This is a genomic window from Pseudomonas brassicacearum (assembly GCF_003732265.1).
In the GTDB taxonomy this organism is placed as follows: domain Bacteria; phylum Pseudomonadota; class Gammaproteobacteria; order Pseudomonadales; family Pseudomonadaceae; genus Aquipseudomonas; species Aquipseudomonas brassicacearum_D.
The window spans coordinates 1-522 of sequence record NZ_MOBK01000167.1 but is presented as its reverse complement, the minus strand read 5'-3'; the positions used below and the strand labels follow the sequence as shown (position 1 = coordinate 522).

Genomic DNA, 522 nt, shown 5'->3' with positions numbered 1-522 from the left:
CAGCGTATGCTCACCCAATAAAGGAGGCGCCCGGCGATATTCAACCGGTGTCTGCGACAGGCGAATCGGGCTAGCCACTTGGGGCACCATCCCAGCCAACGCATGCGGCAACTCTATCGCCAGGCCACGCGCTTTTACCTGCGGATCCTCAAACACCTGCGACAGATCGTTGATCGGCCCACAAGGGACACCCGCTTGCTCCAGTTCAGCGACCCATTCGCCAGTTGTCTTGAACACCGTCGCCTGACGAATCAGCGGAATCAACACCGCCCGATTGGCCACCCGCAGCTTATTAGTAGTAAAGCGCGGATCGTCCGCCCACTGCGGCTGCCCTGCCACTTCAGCAAACTTGCGGAACTGCCCGTCATTACCGACGGTAAGAATGAAATCACCATCAGCCGTAGGAAAGTCCTGATAAGGCACGATGTTCGGATGCGCATTGCCCAGGCGCTTCGGGGCATTGCCCGTCGTCAGGTAGTTCATCGCCTGGTTAGCCAGACACGCAACCTGCACATCCAGCAA

1 protein-coding gene is annotated in these 522 nt (G+C 58.4%); it reads right to left on the bottom strand.

Annotation, left to right across the window (positions count from 1 at the left end; all coding sequences use genetic code 11):
* On the bottom strand, nt 1-522 hold a 522-nt coding region (locus BK660_RS30620), incomplete at both ends, for a CaiB/BaiF CoA transferase family protein (protein WP_148057500.1).